The 26,600-nt window shown below is 68.9% G+C and carries 25 protein-coding genes and 1 pseudogene; 14 read left to right on the top strand and 12 right to left on the bottom strand.

Features of this window, described 5'->3' with window-relative positions; translation table 11 throughout:
• The 4 genes and pseudogenes from GRC12_RS21120 to GRC12_RS21105 form a co-directional block, all read right to left on the bottom strand.
• On the bottom strand, positions 1-1,421 hold a 1,421-nt coding region (locus GRC12_RS21120; protein WP_208780918.1), incomplete at its 3' end, for a DUF2264 domain-containing protein.
• Positions 1,418-2,242, bottom strand: a pseudogene (locus GRC12_RS21115) (hydroxyacid dehydrogenase); the annotation flags it as partial. The gene GRC12_RS21120 and the pseudogene GRC12_RS21115, both read right to left, overlap by 4 nt.
• Positions 2,243-2,269: 27 nt before the next feature.
• On the bottom strand, positions 2,270-2,857 hold the full coding sequence (locus tag GRC12_RS46960) for a hypothetical protein (protein ID WP_368861499.1): 588 nt from the start codon (positions 2,855-2,857) through the stop codon (positions 2,270-2,272).
• A 233-nt stretch (positions 2,858-3,090) separates the two neighbouring features.
• Complete coding sequence (locus GRC12_RS21105) at positions 3,091-4,074, bottom strand: zinc-dependent alcohol dehydrogenase (protein ID WP_208780916.1); 984 nt, start codon at positions 4,072-4,074, stop codon at positions 3,091-3,093.
• Between the two features lie 188 nt (positions 4,075-4,262).
• Here GRC12_RS21105 and GRC12_RS21100 point away from each other — a divergent pair, with 188 nt between their 5' ends.
• Positions 4,263-4,568 (top strand): hypothetical protein, encoded by a 306-nt coding sequence (locus GRC12_RS21100; protein ID WP_208780914.1) that lies wholly within the window; start codon positions 4,263-4,265, stop codon positions 4,566-4,568.
• Positions 4,569-4,592: 24 nt separating this feature from the next.
• Here the strand turns inward: GRC12_RS21100 and GRC12_RS21095 are convergent, their stop codons facing one another.
• The 4 genes from GRC12_RS21095 to GRC12_RS21080 form a co-directional block, all read right to left on the bottom strand.
• The gene (locus tag GRC12_RS21095; RefSeq protein WP_208780912.1) at positions 4,593-5,231 is read right to left on the bottom strand and encodes a TetR/AcrR family transcriptional regulator; all 639 of its coding nucleotides are present in this window, start codon (positions 5,229-5,231) and stop codon (positions 4,593-4,595) included.
• A gap of 237 nt (positions 5,232-5,468) precedes the next feature.
• The gene (locus GRC12_RS21090) at positions 5,469-5,969 is read right to left on the bottom strand and encodes a flavin reductase family protein (protein ID WP_208780910.1); all 501 of its coding nucleotides are present in this window, start codon (positions 5,967-5,969) and stop codon (positions 5,469-5,471) included.
• Positions 5,966-6,733, bottom strand: coding sequence for a dienelactone hydrolase family protein (locus tag GRC12_RS21085; RefSeq protein ID WP_208780908.1), 768 nt, complete (start codon positions 6,731-6,733; stop codon positions 5,966-5,968). The genes GRC12_RS21090 and GRC12_RS21085 overlap by 4 nt, the downstream gene beginning before the upstream one ends.
• Positions 6,734-6,746: 13 nt before the next feature.
• On the bottom strand, positions 6,747-7,946 hold the full coding sequence (locus GRC12_RS21080) for an LLM class flavin-dependent oxidoreductase (RefSeq protein WP_208780905.1): 1,200 nt from the start codon (positions 7,944-7,946) through the stop codon (positions 6,747-6,749).
• Positions 7,947-8,071: 125 nt separating this feature from the next.
• Here GRC12_RS21080 and GRC12_RS21075 point away from each other — a divergent pair, with 125 nt between their 5' ends.
• Together GRC12_RS21075 and GRC12_RS21070 are read left to right on the top strand one after the other, a co-directional pair.
• Complete coding sequence (locus GRC12_RS21075) at positions 8,072-10,420, top strand: CaiB/BaiF CoA transferase family protein (RefSeq protein ID WP_208780904.1); 2,349 nt, start codon at positions 8,072-8,074, stop codon at positions 10,418-10,420.
• A gap of 139 nt (positions 10,421-10,559) precedes the next feature.
• On the top strand, positions 10,560-11,153 hold the full coding sequence (locus GRC12_RS21070) for a helix-turn-helix domain-containing protein (RefSeq protein WP_208780901.1): 594 nt from the start codon (positions 10,560-10,562) through the stop codon (positions 11,151-11,153).
• A 331-nt stretch (positions 11,154-11,484) separates the two neighbouring features.
• On the opposite strand, the gene GRC12_RS21065 is transcribed toward GRC12_RS21070, so the two are convergent.
• The gene (locus tag GRC12_RS21065) at positions 11,485-12,336 is read right to left on the bottom strand and encodes an IclR family transcriptional regulator (RefSeq protein ID WP_208780899.1); all 852 of its coding nucleotides are present in this window, start codon (positions 12,334-12,336) and stop codon (positions 11,485-11,487) included.
• A 323-nt stretch (positions 12,337-12,659) separates the two neighbouring features.
• Between GRC12_RS21065 and GRC12_RS21060 the strand changes: the two genes are divergently transcribed.
• The 8 genes from GRC12_RS21060 (at position 12,660) to GRC12_RS21025 (ending at position 20,068) form a co-directional block, all read left to right on the top strand.
• Positions 12,660-14,027, top strand: a complete 1,368-nt coding sequence (locus GRC12_RS21060) for an aromatic ring-hydroxylating dioxygenase subunit alpha (protein ID WP_244373478.1) — start codon at positions 12,660-12,662, stop codon at positions 14,025-14,027.
• The gene (locus GRC12_RS21055; RefSeq protein WP_208780897.1) at positions 14,024-14,371 is read left to right on the top strand and encodes a bifunctional 3-phenylpropionate/cinnamic acid dioxygenase ferredoxin subunit; all 348 of its coding nucleotides are present in this window, start codon (positions 14,024-14,026) and stop codon (positions 14,369-14,371) included. Before GRC12_RS21060 ends, GRC12_RS21055 begins: the two co-directional genes overlap by 4 nt.
• Complete coding sequence (locus tag GRC12_RS21050; RefSeq protein WP_208780895.1) at positions 14,368-15,588, top strand: NAD(P)/FAD-dependent oxidoreductase; 1,221 nt, start codon at positions 14,368-14,370, stop codon at positions 15,586-15,588. The genes GRC12_RS21055 and GRC12_RS21050 overlap by 4 nt, the downstream gene beginning before the upstream one ends.
• Before the next feature lie 97 nt (positions 15,589-15,685).
• A complete protein-coding gene (locus GRC12_RS21045; RefSeq protein ID WP_208780893.1) occupies positions 15,686-16,237 on the top strand; it encodes a 3-phenylpropionate/cinnamic acid dioxygenase subunit beta in 552 nt (183 codons plus the stop codon).
• A gap of 11 nt (positions 16,238-16,248) precedes the next feature.
• Positions 16,249-17,115, top strand: coding sequence for an alpha/beta fold hydrolase (locus GRC12_RS21040; protein ID WP_208780891.1), 867 nt, complete (start codon positions 16,249-16,251; stop codon positions 17,113-17,115).
• Between the two features lie 3 nt (positions 17,116-17,118).
• Positions 17,119-17,958: a 3-(cis-5,6-dihydroxycyclohexa-1,3-dien-1-yl)propanoate dehydrogenase gene (gene hcaB, locus GRC12_RS21035; protein ID WP_208780889.1), complete on the top strand. Its 840-nt coding sequence runs from the start codon at positions 17,119-17,121 to the stop codon at positions 17,956-17,958.
• Between the two features lie 42 nt (positions 17,959-18,000).
• Entirely contained in the window at positions 18,001-19,581 is a 1,581-nt protein-coding gene (locus GRC12_RS21030; protein ID WP_208780888.1) for an acyl-CoA synthetase, read from the top strand.
• Between the two features lie 7 nt (positions 19,582-19,588).
• Positions 19,589-20,068, top strand: coding sequence for a GNAT family N-acetyltransferase (locus GRC12_RS21025; protein WP_208780886.1), 480 nt, complete (start codon positions 19,589-19,591; stop codon positions 20,066-20,068).
• Positions 20,069-20,238: 170 nt separating this feature from the next.
• On the opposite strand, the gene GRC12_RS21020 is transcribed toward GRC12_RS21025, so the two are convergent.
• From GRC12_RS21020 to GRC12_RS21010, 3 genes are read right to left on the bottom strand one after another with little or no spacing between them, the layout of a single operon-like run.
• The gene (locus GRC12_RS21020) at positions 20,239-21,054 is read right to left on the bottom strand and encodes an enoyl-CoA hydratase-related protein (RefSeq protein ID WP_208780885.1); all 816 of its coding nucleotides are present in this window, start codon (positions 21,052-21,054) and stop codon (positions 20,239-20,241) included.
• A complete protein-coding gene (locus tag GRC12_RS21015) occupies positions 21,051-21,953 on the bottom strand; it encodes a fumarylacetoacetate hydrolase family protein (protein WP_208780883.1) in 903 nt (300 codons plus the stop codon). The genes GRC12_RS21020 and GRC12_RS21015 overlap by 4 nt, the downstream gene beginning before the upstream one ends.
• Positions 21,954-21,970: 17 nt before the next feature.
• Entirely contained in the window at positions 21,971-23,236 is a 1,266-nt protein-coding gene (locus GRC12_RS21010) for a CaiB/BaiF CoA transferase family protein (RefSeq protein ID WP_208780881.1), read from the bottom strand.
• Positions 23,237-23,508: 272 nt separating this feature from the next.
• Here GRC12_RS21010 and GRC12_RS21005 point away from each other — a divergent pair, with 272 nt between their 5' ends.
• The 3 genes from GRC12_RS21005 (at position 23,509) to GRC12_RS20995 (ending at position 26,462) form a co-directional block, all read left to right on the top strand.
• Positions 23,509-24,261, top strand: coding sequence for an IclR family transcriptional regulator (locus tag GRC12_RS21005; RefSeq protein WP_208780879.1), 753 nt, complete (start codon positions 23,509-23,511; stop codon positions 24,259-24,261).
• 960 nt (positions 24,262-25,221) lie between these two features.
• Positions 25,222-25,974, top strand: a complete 753-nt coding sequence (locus tag GRC12_RS21000) for a 2-keto-4-pentenoate hydratase (RefSeq protein ID WP_208780878.1) — start codon at positions 25,222-25,224, stop codon at positions 25,972-25,974.
• A complete protein-coding gene (locus tag GRC12_RS20995; RefSeq protein ID WP_208780876.1) occupies positions 25,971-26,462 on the top strand; it encodes a nuclear transport factor 2 family protein in 492 nt (163 codons plus the stop codon). Before GRC12_RS21000 ends, GRC12_RS20995 begins: the two co-directional genes overlap by 4 nt.
• Positions 26,463-26,600 lie beyond the last annotated feature (138 nt).

The following is a 26,600-nucleotide window of genomic DNA, read 5'->3' as shown; positions in this document are numbered from 1 at the left end:
CAGCCCCACCCGTCGCCCTGTCCCGCGCCCAGCGGGTGGATACGCCGCCGCACACTCGCCGATCCCGCGATCTCCACGGACACATGGTTGTCCGCGATGTCGTCCTGCGATGTGGGGCCGGTGTGCGTGGAGTACGCCTGGCGGCCGTACAACGGGTCGGCCTCCGCCGCCGATTCGCCCTCGTGCGGCCGGACGTGGTCACTGCCGTGGTTGTGCAGGCGCACGATTCCGTCGGCGCCGGTCGACTGCACGAGCAGCCCGGGCGCGGGCAGCGCGAGCACCTGGTCGGGACCCTCGCTCGGCGCCGGCTCCTCGGTCTCCGTCCACAACGGGTGGTCCTCCGGCGCAAGCAGCGCGACAAAGGCCTTCGACGCCCAGTACGGGGAGGCGGGGCCGGAGTAGCCCTGCACCGATGCGGGGTGCGGGCCGTGCCATCCCAGGCTGAGGAGGCCCTCGTCCGTCACGCTGCCCCGGTCGAGGAAGTAGCGCAAGCTTCCGCTGATCAGGCGGCGGGATGTGCCCGGGGTCAACGGTGTGTGTCCCGTGACGGCTCCGATGCCGACCGCGGCGGACGCCGCAAACCGGTAGGTCAGCGACCGCCCGAAGTGCATCGGTGCCCCGTCGCCGCCGAAGAGGAGGGAGAACCCCTTCAGATGTTCGCGCAGCCGCTGTCCGAATCGCTCCAACCGCTCGGCGTCGCGCGAACGATGGGCGTCAAGCACTGGATACAGGTGGAACGCCCACCCGTTGTAGTGGTCAAAGGCACGCCCGTCGCCGTCCGAGTACCAGCCGTCTCCCCGGTACCAGGTCTCCAACAGGTCGAGCGCACGCTGCCTGGCACGCGCTGTCACCGCGTCGCCACGGCCGACCGACTCCAGGAACGATGCCACGGTGAAGGGGAAGAGGTACCAGTTGTTCGGCGCGGGTGTGCGGACGAGCGCGTCGCGCAACCACTTCTCGGCCCGGTCCTGTACGTCGCCGTCGAGCCGGTCCCACAGCCATGGCCGGGTCAGGGACAGTCCGAGCGCCACCGACGCCGACTCGACCATCGGCTGGCCGCCCCTGACATGGTGGTCGCCGATCAGCGGCCACGACTCGGTGTCGTCCCAGCCGGGGGTGCGGGTACCCGACGCGAGGCCCGCCGCGTACCGGTCCAACCAGCCGTGCGGATCCTTTCCGTCAGCGCCCGCGACCCTGAACGCGGCCGCCAGGAAGGTACGCGCATAGCCCTCCAGAGCGTCCGATCTCCGGCTGGCCCTGGAGGGCTGGCCCGGCAGGCTTATCAGGGCGCAGCCGGGGGTCGCCCGCCGCCATGCGGCGCCGAGCAGCCCATCGGCCACGGCTTCCCAATGTGCGCGGGTGTACCCGGTGTATGGGCTCACCTCACGGTCTTCGCGGGGGAGTTCGAAGGGGATGCTCATGCCTGGAATGCCAGCCTTTCGCGTCGTACGGGATGAGTGAAGCCGTCGCCGGCGGCCCAGCGGGCCACCTCGTCGACGGCTGTGCCGGCGAGCCGCTCCCACTCGTTGCCCTGGGAACCGGCGAGATGGGGAGTGAGCAGCGCGTTCGGGCAGTCCCACAGCGCGTGGTCGGGCGGCAGGGGGTCGGGATCCGTCACGTCGAGGACCGCGCGGATACGGCCCGCCCGCACCAGGTCGGTGAGCGCGTCCTGGTCGATCACCGCTCCGCGCGAGGTGTTGATGAGGACTGCCCCGGGTCTCATCACGTCCAGCAGTTCACGGCTCACTAGCCCGTGAGTCGCAGGAAGCAGTGGGGTGTGGACGCTCAGCAGGTCGCTGCGGGAGAAGAGTTCGGACAGCTCCACCCGTTCGACGCCTAGTTCGGCGGCCTCGGCCTGGGTCACGTATGGGTCGTACAGCAGGACTTCGTGGTCGAACGGCCGCAGCAGTTCGATGACCCGCCGACCGATCAGGGAGGCCGAGAGGATACCCACCGTGCTGCGGTAGTTGCCCACGTCGTGCGGGACGCTCAGCCAGTCGCCGTGCTTCCGTGTGCGCCGGAACGAGCGGGCCCGCTCCAGCACATGCTTCCCGTACAGCAGGATCATGCCGAGCGTGTACTCGGCGACCGGCAGTGCGTTGGCCGCGGCCGCCGACGACACCTCGATGCCCCGGTTCCAGCAGGCGTCGGTGATGTGCCGACGGACCGTACCGGCCGCGTGCACCACGGCCTTGAGCCGCGGTGCGCTCGCGAGGACGTCCTCGTCGAGCGGAGGGCACCCCGCATCTGGACCTACAAGGATGTCGGTCTACAAGGACTCGTCCACATTGGACCGGACAGCGCCTACCAGCGCCACTTCGGCGAGTTCTTGGCGAAGAAGCACCGGCTGGGCGCGGAGGCGTGGGGTTCCCCGCAGGGCGAGATCCGTGAGCTGGCCAAGCCGCTCGAAGACCTCGCCACCAGGGAATTCCCCGGTTTCTCCCCCCAGCCCTTCAGCACCCGTCAGTGGATGGACGTCCTCCTGCGCCACGTCCTGCTGGGCCAGCCGCTCGTCCAGGAGGCCGCCGAACTCTTCCGCGGCCTCGGCGACGACGACCTCCTCGCCCTGGCCGACTCCTTCGCTCTGGAGCGGTGCGAATGGCGGGACTGGCTGCTGGACGGACTCGCCGGCGGATGACGCGTGGCCCGGTCTCCAGCCGGTGCCGACGGGGACCATGCTGGAGGCCTCGGCTCCCTCAGGGACGGCCATCGCACTGCTCCGTATCCGACGATCGTGGAGAGCGTCGACGACATCTTTCTGCCGTTGCTGCGCTCGGCAGCAGCCGTACACCCGGGCGCCTTCCTGTCCTAGGCGGGTCGCGGTCGCCGCGCCGATTCCGGTGGCGGCGCCCGCGATCAGGATCCGTCATGTGTCCTCGGGTCTCAGGAGACGCAAAGACTGTTGCGGTGTCAGAGAATGCGGGTGTGGAGAACGCCGAGCGGCTGGATCTCCAGCTCCCGGAGGTCTCTGCGGTTCACGGTTTGCCGAGCTCCACAAGCGGCTCCGGTCCAGCCCTGGGCGGTGGCGTCGGACTGCGTGCCGGACGAGACAGGTGTCATGAGGTTGTGTACCTCGCAGAGAAGGGCACGTCAGTGGTCGTCCTGGTGCCATGCGAAAAGGGGAGCCGTGAGAGTCCGGTCCCCGGCCAGCACGCGCTGGTACACCTGCGCGGCGGTTGTCGGGTCGTGCACATCCTCGTCGCGGTCGGGGGTTGTGACCGCGCCGGTGGCGACGAGTCGCAGGAAGTTCTCGGTGTCCTGCCTCATCTCGGCCGGGCGGACTGCGACGAGGGCGCCGATCACCGTGAGGCCTTTGACGAACAGAGAACCATAGTCGAGGGTGACTGGTGCCGTCATGCCGCTGGAGAACACAGCTGTGCCCAAGGGAGCGGTGACCTGCAGTGCGGTGTTGATTCCCGCCGATACGCCGGACAGGTCGATGGTCGCCCTGGTTCCGCCGCCCACTTGGGCCAGGGTCTCGGCGAAGGCGGCGTCCGTGGGGTCGGCCGCGTATGACGCGCCCTTCGCGAGGGCCGCCGCACGGCGGTCGGGATCGAGGTCTAGTGCCAGGATCGGCCAGGCGCCCTGTGCGGCAGCGATCTGGGTGGCCAGCAAGCCGATCGGACCCTGACCCACGATGCTCAGCGAATCGCCCAGGCGGACACCTGAGAGCCGCACCGTGTGGGCCGCGGTCGCGCCGAGATTGAAGAAGACCGCGCTGCGCAGGGGTACGTCGTCCGGGACGGAGAAGACTGCGGCGGCCGGCGCGATCACATGGGCGGCGTGGCCGCCTACCGGCGGACCCGCGACGACACGGTCACCTATGGCCAGGCCGGTCACGCCCTCGCCGAGCGCGGCGATGCGGCCGGCCACGCTGTAACCGGGAACGAACGGGAACGTCGTGCCCAGCACGGCATGGCTCTCGTCGCTAGTGAGCCATTCCCGCTCGGTACCGGGGCTCACCAGCGAATAGACGGACTCGATCAGAACCTCGCCCGGCTTCGGTTCTCCGAGCGAAACAGTGCGGTATTCAGCCTGTTTCGGCCCGCTCCAGACCACGGCGCGCGTATCCATTGTCCTGCCTCCTGATTGCCGATGATTGGCTGCCTCCGACTAGTACCAGCGCGGGCGAGAGGCTGGCGTGGCCGTGTGCCGTGGACCGGCACGCGGCCACGCCTGGAGGGTTGCTCCGGCATAGCGTCGGCCGCACTTGAAACCGTTTGCCGGCTGGTTGCCGGCATACCTGGCACGGAGGTCGTCTGTTGTTCGTCGAGATAACCCGCGGCAGCGCCATTTTGCGTGAGCTGGATGATCTGCGCTCGTTGAGCGTTCGTCACTCGGTGGTAGTGGCGCGCGATGAGGTCGCGAGCGCTCTAGTCCGTGAGGACCTGGGCGTTCTCGATGGCGACGGTCATGCGTGGCTCGACATCCAGTGGCTGCTCGACTCCGGTGCTGCGAGAGGTCCTCGCTGGAGCCAGGACTTCAGCGGCATGATCGGCTTCGCCGAGTCCCGCGGCTGGGTAAGGGACGGACGGGTGCGAGCCCATCTGGAAGCCGTGGAGATGTGATCCCGGGCCGATGGTCGTGACGGATCAGGAAGGTGTGGCGGAAGTCTGCAGGCGGGCGGGCAGCCAGGGGCTGAAGTCGGGGAGCTGCAGGTGAAGTGACGGTTCGTAGGCGGCGACGACCTGAAGGACGCCCGTCAGATGACCGAGTATGAGAGAACGGAGGCGTTCCATGTCCCGCTGCCCGCTCGAGATCTCCCGCAGGCACACGTCCACACACGCTCTCCCCCAGGACTGAAGCACCGGCGTGAGGAACGAGTCGCCCGGCTTGACACCGAGGGCCAGCGCCACGCGCTCGGCCGTGAATGCAGTGATCCGGTCGTTGAGCTCTCGTACGCCCTCGATACCGCCCATCGCTACGGTTATGGCCTCCACGACCGCCGTGTCACGCCGCACCATCTTCAGGAAGGCGTTGACCTCACCGACGATCCACTCGGACGACGCATCGCCGGGGGGTGGTCCGAACTCCTCCATCAGAGAGGAGACGTAGTCGTCGGCCAACTCGAAGAAGAAATTGTCACGCGTTTTGAAGTAGTACAGGACCAGGCTCCGAGTGGTGCCCGCAATCTCTGCCACGTCATCGAGCGTGATATCGCGGAGAGCACGAGTCCGGAGCAGGCTCAAACCCGCGTCGAGCATGGACTCGCGGCGAGTCGATTTGGCCACTGTCAAGCACCTCCTAGCTGGACCAGCGTCTCACGCCCTCCGCGAGGTCACGCCACGGGGTGAGCTCGCTGACCATGATGAACGCCGGCCGGCAGCGCATGCCTCCGCGGCTTTCCCGAGCGAACGTATTTTAAGTGGTGGATCTGACCGGGCAGGTTGGATTACCCAGCGCAACGCCCCGGAGGCGGTCAGGAGATGCCACCGGGGCGTTCGCGTACGAGGTTGCCCCCTGCCCCGCTACAGCCGGCTGTATGCGCTGCGGTGGAACAGGAGGGGCCGGTCGTACCGGGAGACGTCGAGCCCCTCGACGGCACCGACGATGATGTGGTGATCGCCACCGTCGTACTGGGCGTGTACGGTGCAGTCGACCCAGGCGGCCGAACTCGCGATCCGAGGGGCACCGGTGCTCCCGAGCCGCCACGGAACGCTGGCGAACTTGTTCGTGATCGGCCGCCCGAAGGTGCGGGACACCCACTCCTGGTGCTCCGCGAGAACGTTGACGGTGAACGCACCGGTCTCGCTGATGCGCGCCCACGTCCTGGAGGTCCGGGAGGGAGCGATCATGATGAGCGGCGGCTCGAGGGAGAGCGAGGAGAAGGACTGGCAGGTGAAGCCGATCGGTTCGCCGGTGGCCGGATCCATTCCGGTGACGACAGTCAGCCCGCTGCAGAACCGGCCCATCGCCTCCCGCATCTGCCGTGAATCGATGGCCCGGGGGGGCGCGGTTTCGACGGTCATGTTGAGGGAACCTTCCTCCGGGCATTGTCGGCGAAGTGGGCCAGCGTCCTGCGCAGCGCGTCCTCGTAAGCCGCGGCATGGTAGGTGTCGGGAGCGTCGGGCCCGAATCCGTGATGGACGTCGAAGGCGTGACTCGCCTCGGGGTAGGTGACAAGTGACACCGGGGCACCGGAGGCCGCAAGGGCCTTCTGCCATGCCTCGAGCTCACCCGGGGCCAGAATCGGGTCCGAGCCGCCCGCCAGGCCGAGCCACGGGGCGGACGGGAACAACCCGATGCCGGTCAGCGCCGGCAGTCCGGGATTGCCACGGAAGGCGTTCTCGTGAACGCCCGTCGCGTACCACGACACCGCGGAACTCACCGCGAGCGTGCTGGCGACGAGGTATGCCGCCCGCCCGCCGTAGGAGAAACCCAGGAGATGGATCTCGTCGAGGCCGGCAGCCGTGAGAGCCTGCAGAAGCGCCTTCACGTCGTCGAGCAGTTCTTCGTCGGTGGGCAGGGCGGCCGCGAAGGCGTCGACGTCACCGCCGAACTCGGTGAACGGGTCGATCGTGGCGACACCGCGCCGATGGTGCAGTTCCGGAGCGACTGCGAGGTAACCCAGGTTGGCGAGGCGGTCGAGCCACGCGTGGATGTCCGGCGTGATGCCGGGCGCCTGGTGAAACACCACCACCGCGCGGCCCGTTTCCGTAGAGCCCTGGACGTGCAGGGGAAATCCGACCTTTTCCATCTCCGAAATGGCATCGCCCGTACGTGACTGGTTCATCTGATTCCTCCGCTCACAGCGAGCTGACTATGGGGTGGCTCAGGTTCGCCAGCTTCTTCGCTCGCCATTCCTTCTGCTCGCGGTCGCGCTCGCGCATCGGCGCGATGACCTCGTTGGCGAAGAGCTCGATGGACTCCATCAGGTGCTCGTGGGAGGTGTCACCGAACTGCTGGTTGAGGAGGAAGCCGTCCGCGTGTACGTCGGCGAGGGCCGAGACCGTGTCGAGGGCTTCGCTGGGGGAGCACATGACGTTGCCGGGCAGGTCGGGCCAGGCGTCACCGAAGAGCCGGAATCCTTCCGGCATGCCGAGGGTCTCACGGACGTCGCCCTCGCCCCGCTGATGGGCTTCGAACAGGTCGGTCAGGTTCGCCTCGGGGTTGGCGATGATTGCCGCGTGGGCACCGGTGAGGCCGTATGAGAACAGCTCCATGCCTCGACGCGCCCGCTTCTGGGCCTCGGCGGCCGAGGGGGCGATGATCCCGCATCCGAAGACGAAGAGACCCGGATTGACGCCCTGCCCCATCGGTGTTGTCTCAGGCGACAGCAAGGCGTCCCAGTAACCGTCGACGGCGTGCTCGACATCGTCGATGCCGGCAGCGCTGAGCATGAGGCAGCCGAGCCCGCGCTTGGCGATGCCGGGGACCTGGTTGGCGTTTGTGGTGGAGGTCCACAGCGGGGGATGGGGAGACTGGAGCGGTTTGGGAATCACGTTCACCGGCGGCAGTTGGAAGAACTCGTTCTGCACACCTGGGTAGGCCCCACGGCTGGCGAGGATGTCGACGGAGATCTGGGACGAGGCCACCGATCGCTCTGATCGGCGACCGGCGAGTTCACCAAGGAAGGGCGCCACCTCAGCCGGGCCGCCGGCCCCGAATCCGAACTCCATCCGGCCGCCGGACAGCACGTCGAGAGTCGAGATCCGCTCTGCCGTCCGCACCGGGTCGTTGTGGGACGCGTGCACGATGCCGGTGCCCAGGCGAATCTTGCTGGTCGAGCGGGACAACGCGCCGAGAATGACTTCGGGCGCCGAGTTGTGCGCGTACTCGGCGGTGAAGTGGTGCTCTCCCAGGAACACGTAGTCAAAGCCGAGCCGGTCGGCCAGTTCGATCTGCTCCAGCAGTTCGTTGAACTTCTGCCTTTCCTGCTCGGGCTCCCAGTCTTCCTTTCCGGCTCCCTTGATCACCATGGGGTTGTGGAACAAACCGAATTTCATGTCTCTCTCCGTCCCGCCTGACCCGGACATCCATGTCGCAGCTCGTGGGGTCTAGCGCTGTTGTGCTGGTCACGGTACCTTGACTTGACGTCAAGTCAAGACCCCAGAGCCGCTAAGGAATGGACATGACACAAGGCGCACTTAACGGGCTGACGGTCCTCGACCTCAGCCACTACCTGGCCGGACCGACCGTCGCGATGGTCCTGGGCGACCTGGGGGCTGAGGTGATCCGGGTCGACCCGCCCGGTGGACCGCGCTGGCAGCACCCCTCCAATGCGATCCTGCAGCGGGGCAAGAAGTCGATCGTGCTCGATCTCGAGCAGCCCGATGACCGGCGGGAAGCGCAGGAGCTGGCGGCTCGCGCCGACATCCTGATCGAGTCTTTCCGGCCGGGACGAGCGCGGCGGTTCGGGTTGGACGGATCGACGACGTGTGCCCGGAATCCGCGCCTGATCCACCTCTCGCTGCCGGGCTTCGCCCCCGACGACCCGCGTGCCGACCTGCCGGCGTGGGAGGGCGTGGTGACCGCGGCGGCGGGCCTGTACCTCTACCCGGGCTGCTCGCCGATGGACTATGTCGGGGACCGCTCCGCCGAGCCGATCTACAACGCGATACCGCAGGCCTCCGCCATGGGCGTCATGGTCGGACTGCACAGTGTCGCCGCCGCGCTGTACGCCCGGGAGCGCTCGGGGCGCGGACAGCACATCGACACCAGCCTGTACGAAGCGGCCTTCGAGTTGATCGGCGCCTCGGTCATGCGGTCCCCCTCCCGCCCGACGAAGAGCGGACCCAACCCGGCCAAGGCCATCATCGATTCCCCGCAGCTGGGGCACTACCGGGGTTCGGACGGTGAGTGGCTCGAGCTGTGCCTGTTCCAGGACAAGCACCTCGAGTGGTTCGGCCGTGAGTTCCTGCCCGACGAGTGGGTGGCCGACGGAATGGCGGACGCCGAGCGGATGCTGACCGACCCCGCGTTGCGGGAGCGCGCCCGCGAGCGCTTCACCGAGCTCTTCGCCTCCAAGCCGGCGCGCGAGTGGGAGCGGCTGATCAACGACGCATCGGGCGCGTCCGCGGCCATCTGCCAGAGCACGCAGGACTGGCTTCGCCACGACGAGGACGCTCGGGCCAACCAGGCCGTCATCGAACTGACCGACCCGCACCTCGGCGCTACCGCGCAGGCCGGATACCCGATCAAGCTGTCCGAGACGCCCCTGTCGGTGCAGGGGCCGCGTCATGTCCTCGACGCCGATCGTGACGCGGTGCTCGCCCGGCTCAGCGAACCGGAGCGGCAGCCGCAGGAGGGACCCGAGCCCGAGCTCCGCCGGGCGCTGGAGGGAATCCGGGTCCTCGACACCTCGCAGGTGCTGGCCGGACCGACAACCTCACGGATCCTCGCCGAGTACGGCGCCGAGGTGGTCAAGGTGCACAGCTTCGAGGACCGCCAGCTCGGGATGCACACCTACACCAACAGCGGCAAGCGATCGGTGATGCTCAACATCAAGACGCCCGGAGGGCGGACGGTCTTCGACCGGCTCGCCACCGGGATCGATGTCTTCGTCCAGAACTTCTCCCGCGGTGTCGCCGAACGCATCGGCATGGGCCTCGATCACCTGCGTTCCCTCAGCCCCGGGGTCGTCTACGCCTCCATCAGCGCCTTCGGGTACGACGGCTACCGAGGAGGGTGGCGCGGGCGCGAACAGCTGGGCCAGGCGATCACCGGGATGCAGGTGCGGTTCAGCGGCCCGGGCAACGAGCCCCACATGGGCCCCTTCGCCTACTGCGACTACAGCACCGGAAACTTCGCCGCCTTCGGGGTCATCATCGCCCTGTACCACCGCCTCCGGACCGGCCGGCCGCAGTCCGTCCACGCCTCGCTGTCGGCGACCGGCAGTTTCCTGCAGCTGCCGTTCCTCCTCGACTACGAAGGGGCGACGCACGACGAGCCCGCCGGGCCTGACGCCAAGGGGAACGGTCCTGTCGACCGGCTGTACCAGGCCGCCGATCGATGGCTGTACCTCGCCGCCCGGCCGGAACAGGCCTCGGCCGTGGCAGAGGCTCTGGGGGCTGGAGGCACGGATCCCGGCGTGAATGACACCGCATTGAGTGAGCGGTTGGCCGCGAGGATCAACGGACATACAGTCGCCGAGGTGGCACATGCACTTCGGCACCTGGACGTCGCGGTGCACGCCCTCGAGGATCTCGATGCCCTGATGGACGCGGACTATCCGATCAAGAAGGGCCTCGTCATCACGCGCAGTCATCCCGGTATCGGCGATGTCACCGTCGCCGGCCCCTCGGCCCGACTGACGTCTACCCCGGTGAGGCCGACAGAGCCTGTCGGCCCGCCCGGGAGCGACACACGTGCCGTCCTCACCGACCTCGGTCTCGGTGCCGATGCGGACGACCTGATCGGTGCCGGCGCCGTCCGGGACGGCCTTCCTGCAGGCAGTGAGTTCATCGGACTGTTCCGGTGAGCCAGACCCCCATATGAAAGGACGCGGGCCCGCCCCTGTGCCGGGCCCGCGTTCTCGACGAGGCCGTCTTCCCGTATCGGTCGGCGTGGGGGACGCCGACCGGACCTCGTAAGGTGGCCCCGTGTCACAAGGAAACGCCGTGGTCGCGCGGAACGTGCGCCTTCTCAGGGAACAGCGTGGACTGTCCCTGGCCGAGCTGTCCCGTCGAGCGGGGCTGGCCAAGCAGACGTTGTCGAATCTGGAGCAGGGGACGGGCAACCCGACGGTCGACACCCTGTTCTCCATCGCCACGGCACTGGGCGTGCCGGTGACCCGGCTGGTCGCCGAGCGGGAACAGGTCATCACCGTTCAGCGAGGCGACGAGGTCGTCTGGCAGCAGCACGCGGGGTACGAAACCCGGTCGCTCGACCACATCTACGGCTCAGGTGTCATCGAGAACTACGTGGTGCGCATCAGGCGGAGGTCCGGTGGCGCGCTCGAGCCCTCGGAGCCGCACCCCGTGGGCACGCTGGAACATCTCTTCGTCATCAGCGGCAGGGTGCGCGTGGGGCCTGCCGACAGCCCGCTCGAGCTGGCGGAGGGAGATTTCGCGCGCTATCCGGGCGACCGACCGCATGTGTACGAGTCGCTGGCAGACGAGAGTCTCGTGCACATCGTGGTCAGCGTGCCGCGCGTGCAGCCCGGCACCGGGGCGACCAGCACGACGCGCACCGACGGGAACGCGAAACGCTGACCTTCGGCGACGGCCGGTGTGCCGTGACGCGGCACGACGGATTGTGCTGCTCCGGAACAGGGCCGAACCTGGTTTGGCCGCTCGCCAGGGCGGTTCGGAACCGTCAGGCGCGAGTGACGGAGTAACCGCAGGGTTGCCGTGAGCGCCTGATGCTCTACGGTCGCCGCGTTTGGACCAGGGGGTGGTCATGTCGGATACCGCGAGCCACCCGGTCACGGGTGCGACCGGACCGTCCACGACGGCACGGCAGGCGGACCGGCCGGGTCGGCGCGTCCGGTCCGCCTGTCCGGTGGCCCCGGTGCCGCACACGCCGGGGTCACCGGCGGTCCGCTCAGGCCGCCGGCAGACCGTTCGTGTCGTACGGCGATCCCCCCTGCCGCGCCTTGGCCGCCGTGAGGACCCGTGCCGCCTCGAAGCCCACCCGGCGCAGGGCGGGGGCGTAGCGGGAGGGGTCGAAGCGGTGGTGGGCACCGGCCACAGAGAGGGCCGCCACCGGGCGGCCGGAGGGACCCAGGATCGGCACCGCGACGCAGGTCAGCCCGGAGAGGGCTTCCTGCCGGTCGAAGGCGATGCCCTCCTGGCGGATGGTCCGCAGCTCAGCACGGAAACGGTGCGGGTCGGTGAGGGTGTGCTCGGTACGGGCGGGGAGACCGGCCGATACCGCCGCTTCGGCCAGGTCGTGGTCGAAGGCCAGCAGCGCCTTGCCGACGCCGGTGCAGTAGGCGGGCAGCCGGGCGCCGATCCGGGAAGGGGAGCGGGCAGCGCGGTGGCCGTTGATCTTGTTCACGTAGACGATGTCCGTGCCGTGGAGAACCGCCAGGTGCACGGTCTCGTGCGTCAGCTCGTACAGGTCCACGAGATGCGGCAGCAGCTGCTCGCGGAGCAGTACCGGCGTAGCGCCGTAGACCCGCTCGCCGATGGTGACGAGCTGGCTGCCCAGGCGGTAGTTGCTGCCGACGCGCTCGACGAGGTCGTTTCGCTGGAGGATGCCCAGCAGACGGAAGGCGGTCGACTTGGTCAGTCGCGAACGGCGGGCCAGCTCACTGACGCCGATCTCCCCGTCCATCGAGGCGAGGGACTTGAGCAGGACCAGCGCCTTGTCGACGGCGGTCTGCTGCCCGGCGATCCGGGCTTCGTGAGCCGCGGGTGTGACGGTGTCGGCAGAGGAGGACTGGAGTGGCATAGCGGGCTCCGGGATTCCAGAAGAGCCAATTAAAGTGGACGTGCGTCCACTGTAGATGTCTGTTACCTGGTTGTAAACGCAGGGCGCGCAGTGTGGCGGACGCCTCTCCTCGGCGTGCCGCAGCATGGCACGCACGCTGGGCCCATCGGTGCCCGGCGACGTCTGCTGTGTGCATGCAGCGTTACGACGCCGGCGGCCGACGTCGTGGACATGCGGCTGCTGAACGGCGGACCGGGCCGACCGACGTCACGTCGGAACCGGAAACCTGCCGAACTGACGGCCACCGTCCGATGAACCACCAGCAGGAAGGCAGGGGAAGCACCATGCGGCCCACCGCTCCAGACCACTCCGGCACCCTGACACCGTCATCCGTCAGGCCGGGGGAGGACCGCCTCGCCCGGGTGGCGGAGCCGTCCGTCGACGTGAGCAACCGCTTCGACCTCGATCGGGGGCTGGTCGACCGGACCATCTTCAGCGACCCGGCTGTCTACCGCCAGGAACTGCGCCGCGTCTTCGCGCCCAGCTGGCTCTTCCTCGCCCACGAGAGCCAGTTCTCCAAGCCCGGCGACTTCTTCACCACCTACATGGGCGAGGACCCGGTCATCGTGACCCTGGGCAAGGACCGCAAGCTGCGGGCCTTCCTCAACGCCTGCCGGCACCGGGGAATGCGCGTATGCCGGGCAGACGCGGGCGCGACCAAGGCGTTCACCTGCAGCTACCACGGCTGGTCCTACGACACCTCCGGAAAGCTGATCAACGTCCCCAACGGGGGCGACTATCCGGCCCACTTCGACCAGGACCGGTGGGGACTGATCGAGGTCGCACAGCTGGACGTCTACAAGGGGCTGGTCTTCGCGACGTGGAATCCGGACGCCCCGCCGCTTGCCGAGGCCCTTGGCGGACTGACCTGGTACCTGGACGCGATGGTCGACCGCGATCCGGAGGGCAGCGAGGTCGTCGGTGGCGTCCACAAGTGGGTGCTGGAGGGCAACTGGAAGCTCGCCGCTGAACAGTTCGCCTCCGACTGGTACCACGTCAACATCTCGCACGCGTCCGCTCTGATGGTCATGTCACCGACCGGCAAGGGTCCCAAGACGGAGATCGTGCAGGCGCCCGGCCGCCAGTACACCGACCCGCTCGGCCACGGCCATGGTTTCCCCACGCACCCCAAGAGCCGCTTCGACGACCGGGTGGTGCACGAGTGGACCGACTACGAGGCGCTGCGCGAACGCCTCGGCGACGCGCGCGTGGAAGGTCCGATGACCACGGGACACGGCACGGTCTTCCCGAACTTCTCCTACCTCCCGGTCAACGGCTCCATTCGCGTCTGGCACCCCAAGGGCCCGGACAAGATGGAGGTCTGGGCCTGGACCATCGTCGACAAGTCGATGCCGGACGAGGTGAAGAATGCCCAACGCCTGTACAACCTGCGGACGTTCGGACCGAGCGGCATCTTCGAGCAGGACGACGGCGAGAACTGGAGCGAGTGCCAGGCCACCGCGCACGGCTTCGTGGCGGGCTCCATGACCCTCAACTACCAGATGGGGCTGGGCCTTTCCGAGGAGGACGGCGTCCATCCGGGCACGACCGGCCGCCTCTACAGCGACGGCGCGGCCCGTGGCTTCTACGCCCGTTGGCGCGACCTGATGAACACGCCAGCCTGGCACGAGAACGAGAAGGACACCCCATGAGCACAACGGGCACCGGTATCCGCGTCGCCTCCGTCGACGACATCGAGGAGGGCGAAGCGCTGAAGGTCCCCGCCGAGACCACCGGGCACGGCGACGCCATCGCAGTCTTCCACGACGCCGGCGAGTACTTCGCCCTCGACGACACCTGCTCCCACGGGCAGGCCTCGCTCGCCGACGGGTGGATCGAGGACGGCGAGGTCGAGTGCCCGCTGCACAGCGCGCGCTTCTGTCTCAAGTCCGGCCAGCCGCAGTGCATGCCGGCGACTGTCGCCCAGCGCACCCACCGCGTCGAGGTACGCGACGGCGGCATCTGGCTGCACCCCGGTGAGGAGACCACCGCATGAGTGCCCCCGGACGCATCGCCGTCGTGGGCGCCGGCCTGGCCGCCGTCTCCCTGTGTGACGCGCTGCGCGACCAGGGCTATGACGGGCGGTTGGCGCTGTACTCGGCCGAGCGCGGCCTGCCGTACGACCGGCCGCCGCTCAGCAAGGACGTACTACTCGGCAAGGCCCGGCGCGAGGACGTGCTGCTGCGGCCGGAACAGTGGTACGCGGACCAGAACGTCGAACTTCACGACGCTGCCTTCGTCCGCGCGATCCGGCCGCACGACGGGGGAGTGGAGCTGGCCGACGGCCGTACCTCCACTGCCGACCGGATCGTGCTCGCCACCGGCGGCACGCCCCGAACGCTGCCCGTGCCCGGGGGCGACGACCCCGCCGTACACCTGCTGCGCACCTGGGAGGACGCCGAGCGGTTGCGAGTGCAGCTGTTGCCCGGTGCCCGGGTCGCCGTGATCGGCGCCGGACTGATCGGTGCCGAGACCGCGGCCGTCGCTGTTGCCCTGGGCTGCCGGGTGACGCTGATCGACCCGGTGCCCGTGCCGCTCGCGGCGGTGGTCGGTGAGGAGATCGCCGGCAGCCTGCACGCGCGGCACTCCGCCGAGGGGATCAACGTGCGGACCGCCGGCGTCGAGCGCATCGAGCGCCGCCCGGGGCGCCGGGAGGTCCTGGTGCACCTGTCCGGACAGAGCGGGGCTGTGGCCGCCGACACGGTCGTGGCCGGTATCGGCATTCGTCCGGCCACCGAGCTGGCGGAGGCGGCGGGGCTGACGGTGGACAACGGCATCGTCGTACAGGCCGGTCAGCGCACCAGCCACCCGAACGTGATCGCCGTCGGGGACGTGGCCCGGCAGGACGGCCACCGCGTACGGCACGAGCACTGGGACGCCGCCCAGCGGGACGGCGAGACGGCCGCTCTGGCGATCCTGGGTCGACCCGAGCGCGCGCCGACGGCGACCTGGTTCTGGTCCGACCGCCACGGCTCCCGCCTCGAGGCCATCGGCACCATGACAGACGCCGAACGGACCGTGATACGTGGCGCACCGCACGACGGTGCCTTCACCGTCTTCGGCTTGCGCGGCGACCGGCTGGTCGCCACGGCGGCCATCGACCGGCCCCGCGACATCAAGGCGGCCCGGCGACTCATCGACCGCGCCATCCCGGTCGACCCCGCCCAACTCGCCGACGAGAACGCCGATCTGCGCAAGCTGCTGAAGGGCTGAGACGCCCGCGTGCCGCCCACCGGCACACGCGCTCCCCGAACCACCCCGGCCGCGCTGGAATGACAGCACTCAGCGCGGCCCGCAGGAGGACCCACCGATGAGTACCCATGCTCCGGAGACGACCCCGGCGGCCGTCGACGACGACATCCGGCTCCACTTCGAAGTCCAGCGCCTCTACACTCTGGAGGCCCAACTGCTCGACCAGCACCGCTACGCCGACTGGCTGGAGCTGCTCGCCGACGACCTCCACTACTGGGCGCCGGTCCGCACCAACCGGCTGCGCCGCCAGCAGGCCCTGGCCGACGGCGCACCGGGCGAGGTCGCCATCTTCGACGAGACCAAGGCGAGCCTGGCCTGGCGCATCCGCCGGTTCGACTCCGGCATGGCCTGGGCCGAGGACCCGCCGTCCCGGACCCGACACCTGATCACCAACGTGTCCGTCCAGGCAGGCGACGCGCCGGACGAGTACGTCGCCGAGTCCGCCTTCCTCTGCTACCGCAACCGGCTGGAACGCGAAGTGGACATCTACGCGGGCGGGCGCACCGACGTCCTGCGCCGCACCACGGACGGGACCCTCCGGATCGCCCGCCGCACGATCCTGCTCGACCAGAACGTCCTGCTCGCCAAGAACATCAGCACCTTCCTGTGACCGGAGACCTCGTGACCACTGCCCAGACTGAAGAGCCGAAGCTCCTCGAGCACACCGTGCAGACCACGCTCGGGCCGATCGCGGTCAGCGAGGCGGGCCAGGGGCCGGCGCTGGTGATGCTGCACGGCGGCGGCCCCGGCGCCAGCGCCGTCGCCAACTACCACCAGAACCTGCACGCGCTCACCGATCACTTCCGTGTGATCCTGCCCGACCAGCCCGGTTTCGGCGGCAGTTACCGTCCCACCGAGGCCGACCTGGACGCCCGCAGCATCACGGAGATCACCGTCGACGCGCTGCTGCAGACCCTGGACGCCCTGGGCATCGACCGCTTCCATCTGCTCGGCAACAGCCTCGGCGGGGCCGCCGCCATCGCCACCGCGCTCGAAGCCCCGGCCCGTGTCGAGAAGTTGGTGCTGATGGCTCCCGGTGGCGGCTGGCTGCCTTTCGGGCCCACCCCGACCGAGGGGCAGAAGGCCATGTTCCGTTACTACAACGGCGAGGGCCCGACCCTGAAGAAGATGCGGGACTTCATCGGCGTGATGACCGCCGAGCCCAAGCGGTGGGCCGACACCGCGCAGGCCCGCTACGAGGCGTCCCTCGACGAGTCCCACATTGCCTTCTACCACGCCTACAACGCCGCTTTCGCCAAGCGGCACGGCATGGACCCGCTGTGGCAGCGGGTCCACAAGATCAAGGCCCCCACGCTGCTGCTCTGGGGCCGTGACGACCGCACCATCACACTCGACGGCGCCCAGCTCATGCTCAAGCAGATCCGCGACGTCCAGCTGCACGTCTTCGGCGGCTGCGGCCACTGGGTTCAACTGGAGCGCCAGGCCGAGTTCGAGCGCCTGGTCACCGACTTCCTCAAGGAGCACTGAGCCATGGGATGGCTGGAGGACGACGTCGCCCTGATCACCGGCGGCGGCTCTGGCATCGGCCGCGCGGTCGCCCTGCGCTACCTGGCGGAGGGCGCCCGTGTCGCCGTACTCGGCCGCAACGGCGAGCAGCTGGAGGAGGTGGTGGCAGCCGCGGGCGACCTGGGGGAGCGGGTCCTGCCCCTCACGGGCGACGTACGGTCTCCCGAGGACCTGCACCGCGCGGTCGAGGCAACCGTCGAGAAATTCGGCAGACTGGACATCCTCGTCCCCAACGCCGGGATCTGGGACTACCACCGCAGCGTCACCCGGCTGTCCGGCAAGGAGATCTCCGAGGCCTTCGACGAAGTCTTCGACATCAACGTCAAGGGCTACGTCCTCGCCGTCGAGGCCGCCTGGCGGGAGCTGGTCGCCACCCGCGGAAGCATCGTCATGACGCTGTCCAACGCCTCCTTCCACACCGACGGCGGCGGTTCCCTGTACACCGCCAGCAAGCACGCCTGCCTCGGCCTGCTCCGCCAGTTCGCGTACGAGCTGGCGCCGCGCGTCCGCGTCAACGGCGTCGCCGTGGGCGGCATGCGCACCAAGCTGCGCGGGCCGGAGAGCCTGGGCCTGCAGGGCCGCACGCTCGAAGCCTCCTTCGCCAAGAACGAGGCGTCGGGACAGGAACAGCAACCGCTCATCCCGCTGTACGACTCCAGCGTGGAGCCGGAGGACTTCACCGGTCCCTACGTCCTGCTCGCCTCTCGGACCGACAGCGGCACCATCACGGGTGCCGTCATCCCCGCCGACGGCGGGATCGCTGTCCGAGGCTTCCGCCAGCCGGCCGGTGGCGCCGGCCTTTGATCTTTCCCACCGCCGCACGACTGCCATCGAAGGAGCCGCCACATGGCCGCCGTCGACATCAGCCCCACTGCGGCCCTGCGCCGCAGAAGCCAGTTGCCCACCGCACCTGCCGTCATCTACGAGGGTCGGGAGATCTCCGCCGACGAACTCAGCCGGACCGCGGCCGAGTTCGCCGCTGGTCTGGCCGATCGCGGCCTGCGCCGGGGCGACCGGATCGCCTATCTCGGCCTCAACAGCATGACGTTCCTTCAGACGCTGTTCGCTGCGGCCCACCTCGGCGCGGTCTTCGTCCCGGTCAACTTCCGGCTCGCGGCTGACGAGGTGCAGCACATCCTGCACGACTGCGGCGCACACACCGTCGTCGTCGAAGAGGGGCACCGGGAACTGGTCGAGTCGGTCGTGCCCGACGTCCCGGTCCGCTGCCACGTACTGGCCGACACAGATCCCCAGTGTCCGGTGGCGGCCGCGCCCGGCGCCGTTTGGACTCCGCTCTCGGACCTCCTCACTTCGGACCGGCCCGTGCGCGATCATGTCGCGCTGTACCAGGACGACCTGGCCGTGCTCATGTACACCTCCGGGACCACGGGCCGGCCCAAGGGCGTCATGCTCACCCACGGCAACATCTGGTGGAACGCCGTCAACGTGGACAGCATCGTCGACACCCGCTCGGACGACGTGAACCTGGCCGTGGCCCCCCTCTTCCACATCGGCGGCCTCAACGCCCTCACCCTGCGCACCCTGGTCCGGGGCGGAACCGTGGTCCTGCGACGGGGCTTCGACCCCGAGCAGTGCCAGAACGACCTGGTCCAGCACCGCGTGAACAGCCTCTTCGCCGTACCCGCCATGTACGCCGCCCTCGCCCGCGTGCCCGGATTCGCCGACGCCGACCTCAGCTCCCTGCGAGCCGCGATCGTGGCCGGCGCGCCCGTGCCGCCCCAGCTCATCACGGACTACGCGGAGCGAGGCATCCTGCTCCAGCAGGCGTGGGGCCTGACAGAAACCGCTCCCTTCGCCACCCACCTGCCGGCCGAGCTGACGGCGAAGAAGACCGGGTCGGCCGGGGTGGCGATGCCGTACACGGAGATCCGTCTCGTCGACCCCGTCACGGGAGCCGTTATCCAGGAGGCGGACACCCGTGGCGAGCTCTGCGTGCGCGGGCCGAACGTGACTCCCGGCTACTGGAACAACCCGGACGCCACCCGCGCCGCCTTCGACGACGCCGGTTGGTTCCACAGCGGTGACATCGCCCACCGGGACGAGGACGGCTGCTACTACATCGTCGACCGCCTCAAGGACATGATCATCAGCGGCGGCGAGAACGTGTACCCCGCCGAGGTGGAACGCGTCCTTGCCGCCTACCCGGGTGTGCTGGAGGCGGCCGTCATCGGTGTGCCGGACCCGAAGTGGGGCGAGACGGTTCTCGCTGTCCTCACCTGTGAGTCAGGCACGTCACCCACACTGGAGGACGTGCGCGCCTTCACCGGCCGGCACCTGGCTCGCTACAAGCTCCCGACCCGGATCCTGGTCGCCGAACAACTGCCCCGCAACGCGAGCGGCAAACTGGTCAAGTCAGAGCTGCGCCGTTGGGTGGACGCGCAGCGACAGCACGTAGAGAGTGTGTGAGCCAGTCATGACCACGCTTGTCCCCGCTCTTGAGGAGACCAGTGTTCCGGGCTGGAGACTCAGAAGCCTCCCGGACTCCTCCCGCCCTGCCCGCTGGACCACGCGCGTCTATGCCGCGTCGCCCGTCGAAGGGGCAGCGGAGATCGAGTTCAGCCTGCACAGCGTTCCCGAGCACCCCCTTCGGGCCTGCTATCCCTATGGCGCCCATGATCTCGCCGTGAGCATCGCGGCGTCGGCAGGAGGGGAAGGGCTTGCCGCCCGGTTGCTCCGGGACCTCGTAAGGGCGCTTTTCACTGCCGAGCCGCGCTGCCGCCGTGTGATCGCGGCGCCGGAGGAGGACGACACCGCGACGCAACTCCTCCTGGTAGAGGGCGGGTTCCTGCGGGTGACGGAAGCGGATCTACCCTGCCGCACCGTTGTCCTCTACGCGGTGGAGCCGCCGAGGTTGGCGGGCTTGTCCACGGCCCTGGACGACATGCCCCACTGAGCCGCCCGTGCCGGCATACCGGTCGGAGCCCGTGCCGGAGGTCGGGACGACGCCCCCGCGCCCGGGAGCCGCCACCTTTCGACTACAAGTGCACCTGTTAAGCCGCACACCCTAAAGCGGAGGCGTCTCAGGTGGGAGGGTCCCCGTCGTCGGGCAGAAGAAGTGGGGTTTCAGCGGCCGGTGAAGTGCGGAGGCCGCTTCTCCAGAAAGGCGAGAGCACCTTCCTTAAGGTCCTGTGAGGTGCTGCAGCGTGCGACGGCCGCGATGGCGAGCCGGTGGGCGGCATCCCCTGACGTGCTGTCATCTCTGCTCAGACGGCGCACGGCTCGTATGGACGCCTTGGCCGCGCGGACCGACAGAGGTGCGTTGGCCGCGATGGCTGCGGCCAGTTCGTCGACGACCTTGCCGAGCTCGGCGGGCTCGACGACTCGGTCCACCAGCCCCATGGCGAGTGCTTCCGCGGCCGCGAGCCGGCGTCCGGTGAACAGCAGGTCGCTCGCCGCGGCCGGTCCCACGGTCTGGACGAGTGCGGCGGTCTGCTCCGGGGGGTAGCCGACTCCCAGGCGGGCGGCGGGGATGGACAGGACGCCGCGGGTGTCCGCGCAGCGGAGGTCCGCGCCCAGGGCGAGGGCCATGCCTGCGCCCAGGCAGTAGCCGTGGATGCGGGCGATGACGGGCACGGAGAGCGCGGCCAGCTGCGCGAACAGCGTGGTGGCCGCCTCATCCGCCGCCTGCCTCGCGGTCTGGTCCTGCTGGTCCGGGAACTCGGTGATGTCCGCTCCGGAGACGAAAGCCTTTTCGCCTGCCCCGCGCAGGATGACCACCCGGACGGCCGGGTCCTCGTCCATCGCCCGTAGCGCGACGGTTAGTTCGGTCATCATCGCCACGGACAGCGCGTTGTGTCGGGCCGGGTTGACGATCTCCACGGTGGCGACGGCATTCCGTACATCGGTGCATATCGCAGGCGTGGTAGCCATCGCGGTCATCCGGTCTTCTCGTCCACGAACCGATTCCGCAGTGTGCCGATACCCTCGATGCGCACCTCGAACTCGGAGCCGTGCCGCAGGAGGACCTTGGGCTCGCGCGCGAACCCAACTCCCGCCGGCGTACCGGTGAGGATCAGGTCGCCCGGCTCCAGGGTCATCACGGTGGTGATGTAGGCCAGCAGCTCCGGTATCCCGAACAACAGCGAGGAGGTGCGGTCGTCCTGGAGCACCTCACCGTCGAGGGTGCCGGTGATGGTGAGGTCGGGCCGTACGCCGCCGAGCCGCGCGGCGGGCACGACGACCGGTCCGACGGGGGTGAGGCCGTCCCATGCCTTGCCCGCAGTCCGCTGGCCCGTGTGTACCTGGAAATCACGGACCGAGACGTCGTTGGCCGCCGTGTACCCGAATACGATGCTCGCGGCGTCCTCGACCGCGATCCGACGTCCACGGACACCGATGACCACGGCGAGTTCACTCTCGTAGTCGACCTGGTCCGATTCCGGCGGCAGCGCCAGGTCGGCGAAGGGTGCCGCCAGCGAGGTGTGCCACTTGGCAAACAGATCGGGGTGAGCTGGCCCTGCCTCGCGGCCGCCCTCGTGCACGTGCGTGAGGTAGTTCTGGCCGATGCAGATGACCTTGCCCGGACGCCCGACCGGACAGAGCAGCTGGTCGTCCGGAGTCTCGATCACGGTGCCGGCCTCGATGGCCGCGGCGTCGCCTTCGGCCGCTTCGAGCAGTGCGGGCAGGTCATCGAACGTGTGCCCGTCCACCAGGGCCAAGCGCGCCTCGAACGTGCCGTCCCGCCGCAGCGCGACGACGGGGCCACCGCCGTGGAGGACGCGGGCAAGACCGAGACCGTCAGCCCAGTCCACCAGTGACGTATGTGTCGGAGTGGTCATAAGGGTGCCCTCCTGAATCACTTCTGCGTCTCGGCGCTGCGGACCGCCAGGGCGCCCGCGCGCTCATCGGCATCGGGGACACCGACGACGCCGTCCTCGACCAGGGCGGCGATCCGCTCGTCGTCGTAGCCCAGTTCGCCAAGGACCGTGAGAGTATCCGCTCCTACTTCGGGCGCCGGACCACGGGCGCGTGGTGCGCCGTCGGCGACGATGGGAGTATTCACGATCGTGGGCTCCGCGAAGCGCTTCTCGTCGTGCACGAAGAGGCCGCGTACGGCGAACTGTTCGTCGGCGAGGATGTCGCCGATGCTGTTGACCGGGCCGCAGGGGACCCCTGCCGCCCGCAGCGCGTCCATCCAGTGATCACGGGGAGCGGTGGCGAAGCGTGCCTGGATGATCTCCGCGAGGGATCCTCGGTTCAGGAACCGTTCATACTCCGTGGCGAAGCGCGGGTCGTCGCCCAGATCGACCTCCAGGACGGTGCAGAGAGCCTCCCACGCCCGGTCGACCGCGCCGAGTACGAGGGTGGCATGGTCCTGGCAGGTGAACGCCTCGTATGGGGCGGCCAGGCGGTGGGCGGTGCCCAGGGGGGCCGGTTCCACGCCGGTTGCCACGTAGTCAGCGACTTCCCAAAGCGACCAGGCGGCCACCGAGTCCGCGAGAGCGACGTCGATGTACGCGCCGCCGCCTCCGGCGCGTGCGCGCAGGAGGGCGGCCAGCACCCCGATAGCGCCCCACATGCCCGTGCCCACGTCGGACACCGGGAACCCCGCCTTGGCAAGTTGGCCCTCGGTGGTACCCGTGACGGACATCAGACCGCTGTAGGCCTGCGCGATCAGGTCGATTCCCTTCGCGTCGCGCATCGGCCCGAACTGTCCGAACCCGGAGATGGAGCAGTAGACGAGGTCAGGGCACTCCGGCCGCAGATTTTCGTAGCCCAGGCCGAGCCGCGCCATCGCGCCCGCCCGGAAGTTCTCCACCAGGACGTCGCTGCGCCGGGCCAGGGACCGCACGACCTCGGCGCCCGCGGCGGACTTCATGTCGACTGCAAGGCTCCTCTTGTCACGATGCGTCAGAACGAACGGGAGTGGCCTGCGATCCGGTCCCAGACGCCGTGCGCGCATGCCGTCACCGGCGAGAGGTTCGATCTTGAGAACGTTCGCGCCCAGGTCGGACAGGATGGTCGTGCAGTAGGGGCCTGCCAGGGCTCCGGTCACATCGAGGACGCGTACTCCCTCAAGGAAGGCCTGGCCGGGCTGGGCGGAATTCACTGTTGCGGTCATTGCGCCCTTCGTATCTCTCGGTCCGCTATGCGAACCAGTGGACCGTACTAAGGACCTTTCGCAAAGGTAGATCCGAGATTCCTGAGCGTCAAGCGGGCGTTTCAATGGCTCTCGACCATGGCAGAGGAGTGGAATCGGTCGGGCGGGCAAGGGAGAACCGCACTGTCGCCACAGATCCGCGCAGAGTACGGCGACCCGGTAGACTGCCCCGCTGATGTGCGACTATCAGGGGAAAGGCGCTCAGCAACATGCCCGGGAACGAAGGTAGGACGATGCGCAGCGTCACTACCGCTCTGCAGGTGCTGGAGGCCGTGGCGGTCAACCAGCCGATCGGGCTGAGTGCACTGACCCGGACGCTGGGCCTGCCGAAAAGCACGGTGCAGCGCAGCCTGGCGACACTTGCTGAGGCGGGCTGGATCGAGCAGCAGGCGGGCAGCGGCAGGTGGCAGGTCGGCGTCCGTGCCTTCGTCGTCGGCAGTGCTGTCAGCGCCCGCGGGGGGCTTCGGCCCGCCGCGCTGCCCACCATGAGGGACCTCGGCGCCGAAGTCGGAGAGACGGTGCACCTGATGGTCCCCGCCGGCCGGGAGGTTGTCCTGGTCGAGCGAGTCGACAGCCCCCAGCCTGTCCGTGCCGTGGCCCCGCTCGGGGCGCGTGGAGCGCTGCACGCCACCTCGAACGGGAAGGCAGTTCTCGCCGCCCTGTCGCATGAGGAGGTGGACGCGTACATCGCTGGCGGCTTGCACGCGGTCACTCCGCACACGATCACCGACCCCGACCGCCTGCGGGCCGAACTTCGGGGCATCTCCGAGGCCGGGTTCGCGATCTGTCGGGAGGAGGTCGAGGAGGGCGTCGTCTCCGTCGCTGCCGCCATCCGGCCGGGCCGCGGCCGGCCGATCGCCTCACTGTCGATCTCGGGCCCGAAGGGCCGCATGCTTCCGGAGCTCCTCACGCCGTACGGCGAGAAGGTCCGCCTCGCGGCCGAAGCTGTCGCCGTTGCCCTGCCTGTCAACGCCGACGTGTCCTGACCTGGATTTGGACCACCAGGCCGGCTGGGCGGTGAGGGTGCCGAACGCTGGTCCTCGACCCGGGAGTCGTGGCGCGAACCGCGGTCTGCTCAGCAGTGACTCGGGGCGGACCATTCCCGCCGGCTCGGCCAGAGGCAGGTGCCCGCTGAGGAGTTCCGCGATGAGACGGCCGCTCCAGTCCCGCGCACTAGCCGGCGTACTCTGCGGGGAATCCCCGAGGTGCGCGTCCGGCGCCGGGGCCGGCACACATTGCGGGCCTGCTGTGACTGTGTCCTCCACCTTGCACCGGGTGTTGACCCGCGACGGCCTCGCCCGCCTGGACCGGGCCACCGGGCCGTGTCCATGCGGCGACGAACGCGGCAGGCCCGGCGAGTTGGACGCACTGACATCAAGAAGCCCGGCAACGTCCCCTCGGCCGCGGCCATAAATTGCTCGGCGGCCAAACCGGCCACAAGACCCGCTCAGGCGCCGGCTGCAGCTACCCGCGCGCCGACTCGACGACCACTGCCGCCCGGCCTGCAGTGAAATCCTCGCCGACCAGAAGAACGGGACCGTCGTCAGCCTCTAGAGACGCCCCAAAGCCCCTAGAGACGCCCCAAGGCGTAATTCGTCACCTGCAGGGTCACCAGCGAGCCGATCACGGCGCTGCTGCGGGCTGGGCCTTCGGAGCGGTACCACCCAAGTCGACACTCTGGACATCGGAATGAGAGCGGGGCCACACTACAGTCCATTGATCCGAATTACGGACCACTCTTGGTTTGCTCGGCCGGGCACTCGGCCGTGAAGTTCACGCAGCCTGGCCATGCTTGCCGCGTGCAGCAGCATGGCTGTTCCCGCAAGGCTGCGGCCTAGGAGGTCAACCAGCCGATCTCGCGACGCGATCAGGGGGAGGAAGCTCTGAACGAGCAATTAATCGACCATGTCCTCAAGGACGATGCGTGGTCAGAAGACTCAATTGACGTGACGCAGCTGCAGCCGCAGCTGTCGATCGATGACGCCTACGCTCTGCAGTTCGCGCAGATGGCGCGGCGGGCCGATACGGGAGACCGAATCGTCGGGTACAAGGCGGCGGCCACCTCCCTCGGTGCGCAGAATGTGCTCGGGTCCGACACGCCGGTACCCACCGTCGGAACCCTGCTTGCCTCTCATCTCGCCTCGGACGGAGACGAGTTCACGGTCCTGCCCGGCAAGACCTTCGTGGAGGTCGAGATCGCAGCGCTGATGTCCTCCGAACTGCGCGGTCCAGCCGTGACTCAGCTCGACGCGAGCCGGACGGTGGGGTCGCTGTGCCCGGCGATCGAGATCGCAGCGTGGTCGCCGCGAGTCGTTGAGGGACGACGAAGCGTCCATCACTCGATAGCTACTCACAAGACGAACGGCATCGTGGTGGTCGGTGATCCGACGCCGTCTGCCACTGTGGCCGACCTGCGCCTCGAGGGCGCCTACCTCGAGGTTGACGGGACGGTTGTCGGATCGGGAACCGGTGTGGAGGCCATGGGGCATCCCTACCGGGTGGTTGCCGCGATCGCGCGCCTCCTGGCGGCTCACGGACTCGGTCTCGAGCCCGGCATGGTGGTGATGACCGGTTCGCTGCTCGCCCCGTTCGTCCTGCCCCCGGGCAAGCGCACGGCCGTCGCCTCTTTCACCCGACTGGGAAGGGTCTCGGTGCGTTTTGATCAAGGCGGCTCCGAACCGCAGGACATTGACCGGTGACGAGCAACGACATGGACAGCGTTGGGGAACAACCGGCGGTCTGGCATCAGCTTTGGGCCCTCGAGTGCGCCTACTGGGCTGGCGTAGACCTTGACAGCGGCCTGGAGGCGGCGGACTTCTACACCGACGACGCGGTATTCGACCTAGGCATGGACGGAGCGCGGCTCGTCGGCCGCTCCGAGATCGCCGGCTTCTACGAGCGGCGGCGCACCCGGGGACCGCGGACCACCGCCCATCTCGTGCACAACTTCATCGTGCTCGAGCACGATGCGGTGGCGGCGCGGACGCGCAGCTACATCGTGCTGTACGCCGCATCGGGCCAAGCACCCCTTCCAGTCGGGGCCCCAGGAATGATTACAGTCACCCACAACCGGTACCGGTGGGGTGACAACTGCTGGAAGATCGCCGAACGCGTCAGCCAGGTCCTGTTCGTCGCCGAGGACCAGCCGACCTTCGGTCGGGACAGCACGTCCGACCGGAGGAAGTGACGTCCGGCTCCCGCCGCAGAGACTCTGCCCGCGGGCTCTTTGAGACAGGAAGTCCAGACAGGAAGGACGGCAAGATGCCGCGGCCCAACGACGTGCCTGCTTACCCCGACCATGGCGGTCACCCCCATACTCCCCGTC

The organism is Streptomyces griseorubiginosus (assembly GCF_017614965.1).
Taxonomy (GTDB): Bacteria; Actinomycetota; Actinomycetes; order Streptomycetales; family Streptomycetaceae; genus Streptomyces; species Streptomyces griseorubiginosus_B.
Note: the sequence above shows the minus strand (reverse complement) of the source record. Positions and strands in the feature narration are given on the sequence as shown.

What these genes read in the sequence shown, in the direction of transcription:
- GRC12_RS21105 (WP_208780916.1), bottom strand. Translation starts at nt 4,074, where the DNA reads ATGGATACGCGCGCCGTGGTCTGGAGCGGGCCGAAACAGGCTGAATAC.
- GRC12_RS21090 (WP_208780910.1), bottom strand. Translation starts at nt 5,969, where the DNA reads ATGACCGTCGAAACCGCGCCCCCCCGGGCCATCGATTCACGGCAGATG.
- GRC12_RS21085 (WP_208780908.1), bottom strand. Translation starts at nt 6,733, where the DNA reads ATGAACCAGTCACGTACGGGCGATGCCATTTCGGAGATGGAAAAGGTC.
- GRC12_RS21080 (WP_208780905.1), bottom strand. Translation starts at nt 7,946, where the DNA reads ATGAAATTCGGTTTGTTCCACAACCCCATGGTGATCAAGGGAGCCGGA.
- GRC12_RS21075 (WP_208780904.1), top strand. Translation starts at nt 8,072, where the DNA reads ATGACACAAGGCGCACTTAACGGGCTGACGGTCCTCGACCTCAGCCAC.
- GRC12_RS21065 (WP_208780899.1), bottom strand. Translation starts at nt 12,336, where the DNA reads ATGCCACTCCAGTCCTCCTCTGCCGACACCGTCACACCCGCGGCTCAC.
- GRC12_RS21060 (WP_244373478.1), top strand. Translation starts at nt 12,660, where the DNA reads ATGCGGCCCACCGCTCCAGACCACTCCGGCACCCTGACACCGTCATCC.
- GRC12_RS21055 (WP_208780897.1), top strand. Translation starts at nt 14,024, where the DNA reads ATGAGCACAACGGGCACCGGTATCCGCGTCGCCTCCGTCGACGACATC.
- GRC12_RS21050 (WP_208780895.1), top strand. Translation starts at nt 14,368, where the DNA reads ATGAGTGCCCCCGGACGCATCGCCGTCGTGGGCGCCGGCCTGGCCGCC.
- GRC12_RS21045 (WP_208780893.1), top strand. Translation starts at nt 15,686, where the DNA reads ATGAGTACCCATGCTCCGGAGACGACCCCGGCGGCCGTCGACGACGAC.
- hcaB (WP_208780889.1), top strand. Translation starts at nt 17,119, where the DNA reads ATGGGATGGCTGGAGGACGACGTCGCCCTGATCACCGGCGGCGGCTCT.
- GRC12_RS21030 (WP_208780888.1), top strand. Translation starts at nt 18,001, where the DNA reads ATGGCCGCCGTCGACATCAGCCCCACTGCGGCCCTGCGCCGCAGAAGC.
- GRC12_RS21025 (WP_208780886.1), top strand. Translation starts at nt 19,589, where the DNA reads ATGACCACGCTTGTCCCCGCTCTTGAGGAGACCAGTGTTCCGGGCTGG.
- GRC12_RS21020 (WP_208780885.1), bottom strand. Translation starts at nt 21,054, where the DNA reads ATGACCGCGATGGCTACCACGCCTGCGATATGCACCGATGTACGGAAT.
- GRC12_RS21015 (WP_208780883.1), bottom strand. Translation starts at nt 21,953, where the DNA reads ATGACCACTCCGACACATACGTCACTGGTGGACTGGGCTGACGGTCTC.
- GRC12_RS21010 (WP_208780881.1), bottom strand. Translation starts at nt 23,236, where the DNA reads ATGACCGCAACAGTGAATTCCGCCCAGCCCGGCCAGGCCTTCCTTGAG.
- GRC12_RS21005 (WP_208780879.1), top strand. Translation starts at nt 23,509, where the DNA reads ATGCGCAGCGTCACTACCGCTCTGCAGGTGCTGGAGGCCGTGGCGGTC.